Origin of the sequence: Brevundimonas sp. SPF441 (assembly GCF_009661015.1) — a bacterium.
In the GTDB taxonomy this organism is placed as follows: Bacteria; Pseudomonadota; Alphaproteobacteria; order Caulobacterales; family Caulobacteraceae; genus Brevundimonas; species Brevundimonas vesicularis.
In genome coordinates, this window is the sequence record NZ_WJWX01000050.1 from 1 (window position 1) to 4,036 (window position 4,036).

The window sequence follows — 4,036 nt, forward strand, 5'->3', positions numbered from 1 at the left end:
GCCCCCGCCGCTGCAGCCGCGCGCTAGGATCGGACCGATGGGCTTTCAGAACATCTCGTCCTGGTCGATCAGGAACCCGATTCCCATCGTCCTGCTGTTCGTCGTCCTGACGATCGCGGGGACGATGAGCTATTTCAAGCTCAGGACGAACAACTTCCCCGACGTGGATCTGCCGGTCGTCGCCGTGACCGTTGTCCAGGCCGGCGCGGCCCCAACCGAGATGGAGACCCAGGTCACCCGCCTGGTCGAGGATGCGGTGGCGGGCCTGGGGTCGGTCAAGCACATCACCTCGGTCGTCAACGAGGGGGTGTCCACCACCTCCATCGAGTTCCAGCTGGGCGTGAACCTGGAGAAGGTCACCAACGACGTCCGCAACGCCGTCAGCGGCATCCGACAGAACCTGCCCGCCGACGTGCAGGAACCAATCGTCCAGCGCATCGAGTTCACCGCCATCCCCTTCGCCAACTATGTGGTGCGGGCGCCGGGCATGAGCCCCGAGGAGCTGAGCTGGTTCGTCGACAACACCGTGGCCAAACGCCTGCTGTCGGTGCGCGGCGTCAGCCAGATCAGCCGTGACGGCGGCGTCAGCCGTGAAATCCGCATCAAGCTGGACCCCGCGCGGCTTGCCGCCTCGGGCGTGACGGCCGCCCAGGTGTCGAACCAGCTGCGCGCCTCCAACATCAACCTGCCGGGCGGCCGCGGCGAGATCGCGGGCGAGGAACAGGCCATCCGCACCGTCGGTTCGGCCAAGTCGGTCGAACAGCTGCGCGAGACCCTGATCCCCATCGGCAGCCGCAGCGTGCGCCTGGGCGACCTGGGCCAGATCACCGACGAATGGTCCGAGCCGCGCGGCCGCGCCCGCTTCAACGGTCAGGAAGTCGTCGGCTTCGGCGTCTCGCGGGCCATCGGTTCGTCCGAAGTGGACGTCTATGACCGCGTCAAGGCCGAGATCGAGAAGCTGGACCAGGAGCGCGGCGACGTCGCTATCGAGGAGGTGGCCAACACCACCGAGGACGTCGTCAACAACTTCCACGCCTCGGTCGAGACCCTGGTGCTGGGCGCCCTGCTGGCGATCGCGGTCGTCTTCATCTTCCTGCGGGATTGGCGCGCGACCCTGATCGCGGCGGTGGCCATGCCGCTGTCGCTGATTCCGACCTTCTGGGTGATGGACCTGACGAACCAGTCGCTGAACGTGGTGACGCTGCTGGCCCTGTCGCTGACCATCGGCATCCTGGTCGACGACGCCATCGTGGAGATCGAGAACATCGTCCGCCACATCCGCGACGGCAAGGCCCCCTACCCCGCCGCCATCGAGGCGGCCGACGAAATCGGCCTGGCGGTCATGGCGACGACGGCGACCCTGATTGCGGTGTTCGCCCCCACCGGCTTCATGCCCGGCGTCGTGGGTCAGTTCTTCAAGAGCTTCGCCATCGCCACCTGCGTCAGCGTTCTGTTCTCGCTGCTCGTGGCGCGAACCCTGACGCCCCTGATGGGCGCCTATCTGCTGAAGCGCGACCAGGGCAAGGAGCATAAGGAGCCCTTCTGGATGGGGCCCTATCTGAAGGCCCTGAACTGGGCGCTGGGCGACGACTGGCGCAAGCGCCGCGCCGACCACCATCCGCGCGCCAGCTGGTTCCGCCGCAAGGTCGCGGACCGGATGTTCGATCACCGGCTGTGGGTGCTGGGGATGGGGATCCTGTTCTTCTTCCTGTCGATCTTCATGGCGACGAAGCTGCCGGGCGAGTTCATTCCGGTCGAAGACATCTCGCGCTCCACCGTGACGGTGCAGTTGCCGCCGGGCGCGACCCTGGCGGAGACGGATTCCGCCGTGCAGCGCATTAACCGCGAACTGATGAAACGGCCCGAGGTGGCGTCGGTCTATTCGTCCGTCGGTTCGGCGACGACCAGCTTCGGCCCCGGCGGCGGCGGTTCGGCCGGCGAGGTGCGCAGCGCGAACCTGACCGTCAATCTGGTTGGGCGCTGGGATCGCAAGCTGAACCAGCAGGAGTTCGAGCGCGACATGGGACCGGTGCTGCGCCAGATCCCCGGCGCGCGGATTCAGTTCGGCGCCTCGGGCGGCGGCGGCGGGTCCAGCCTTCTGACCATCGCCCTGGTCGGGGACGAAGCGAACGTGCTTGAGCCCGCGGCCGCCAAGGTCGAGCGCGAGATGCGCAGCATTCCCGGCCTGTCCAATGTGGTGTCCTCGGCCTCGCTCGTGCGGCCGGAAATCCTGGTCACGCCGCGCGCCGATGTCGCCGCCCTGCAAGGGGTGTCGACCCAGGACATCAGCCAGGTGGCGCGCGTCGCCACCCTGGGCGACGCCGATCAGCTTTTGCCCAAGTTCAACCTGGGCGACCGTCAGGTGCCGATCCGGGTCATGCTGACGGAACAGGCGCGCTCGGATCTGGGCGTGCTGGAGAACCTTCAGGTGCCGACGGCGTCGGGCGCGACGGTGCCCCTGTCGGCGGTGGCGGACATCACCTTCGGCGCAGGCCCTAACCAGATCAATCGTCTGGACCGACTGCGCGTGGCCAACATCACCGCCGAACTGACCGGCCTGACGTTGAGCCAGGGGACGCAGGCAGTGAACGCACTGCCCGCCATCAAGTCCCTGCCGCAGGGGGTCAGCCAGAAGCCGTCGGGCGACGCCGAAAGCTTCCAGGAACTGGGCATGGGCTTCGCCTTCGCCATCGTGACCGGCATTCTGCTGATGTATGTCGTGCTGGTCCTGCTGTTCAAAAGCTTCTTCCACCCGATCACCATCCTGGCGGCGCTTCCGGTGTCGTTCGGCGGCGCCTTCTTCCTGCTGCTGGTGACGGGCAAGTCGCTGTCCATGCCGGCATTGATCGGCATCATCATGCTGACCGGGATCGCGGCGAAGAACTCCATCCTGCTGGTCGACTACGCCATCATGGCGATGGAGAAGGGGATGGGCCGACACGACGCCCTGATGGACGCCGCCCACAAGCGGGCGCGGCCGATCATCATGACAACCATGGCGATGGGGCTGGGGATGCTGCCGATCGCGGCGGCGTTCGGCGAAGGCACCGCCTTCCGCTCGCCCATGGCCATCGCGGTCATCGGGGGGCTGATTACCTCGACCGCCCTGTCGCTGCTGTTCGTGCCGGTGGTGTTCAGCCTGATCGACGGGGTCAAGCGCCGCCTGGAAGGCCGACTGAACAAGATGTTCCACGGCCAGCACGGGCACGAGGAGCCGGCGGCGGAGGAGGATCGTCGGGCCTGATCCCCCCACGATGAGCGACCGACAAAGGCCCGGCGGACCGATCCGACCGGGCCCTTTTTTCGACAGCGTAGAACTGGGCACGTTCAAACGGGCAGCTTCTCGTTGACGTCCGGGAAATCGCGTCCGGCTGTAGCGACCCTTATGTGCCATTTCGGCACCCGCGAAGCTTCGAACAGCACAGACCGGTGTTGCGCGAATGCCGTTCGCGTCCTACAGCCGAATGGTTAATCGACGTTAGCCAAGTCATTGATTCGTCCCGGTCTGGGACGGCACGCATCTTGGATAGCGAAGGTTGGCAGGGCGGGTGAAAGACCCGGTCTGGTCAATGCTGGGGGGAGCTTGGAGGCCAAGCGACCGCTGAACACACAACGGCGAAAATCATTCGCTTGGAGAGAATACGCATGAAACTCGCTTCCCTTATGGCTGGCGCTGCGGCGCTGGCGCTCGTCGCCGCTCCGGCGATGGCCGGAACTGTCAATCAAGGCGCTGCTGTCGGCGGCTTCTCGAAGGGCATGTACGGCGCGTACACGTCGGCCAACGGCACGACCGACATGAACTTCATCGACTTCGTCAAGACCAATGGCCTCGGCGGTCAAGACAGCGGCATCTCGGTCTTTACCGCGACCGGCAGCTCGGCTGCCAACAACGGCACGGCGTCGAACAATGACGGCGCGACCTTCACCCTGAAGGGCGCTGTGTCGACGGACTGCGCCTATTACACCGGCAACGCCTCGACCACGATCGACTTCGGCACCATCGGCATCTACGCCTCGGACGACACCGGCCCGGCCA

The 4,036-nt window shown here is 66.1% G+C and carries 2 protein-coding genes; both read left to right on the top strand.

Translation table 11 applies throughout. The features are described from left to right. The first annotated feature begins 37 nt into the window (after positions 1 to 37). Positions 38 to 3,244, top strand: coding sequence for an efflux RND transporter permease subunit (locus tag GGC30_RS16110; protein ID WP_153926136.1), 3,207 nt, complete (start codon positions 38 to 40; stop codon positions 3,242 to 3,244). Positions 3,245 to 3,645: 401 nt separating this feature from the next. Continuing rightward, positions 3,646 to 4,036, top strand: a 391-nt coding sequence (locus GGC30_RS16115) for a hypothetical protein (RefSeq protein WP_153926138.1), incomplete at its 3' end; no start/stop codon positions are given.

Coding starts and splice junctions, on each gene's coding strand:
- GGC30_RS16110 (WP_153926136.1), top strand. CDS start 38: ATGGGCTTTCAGAACATCTCGTCCTGGTCGATCAGGAACCCGATTCCC.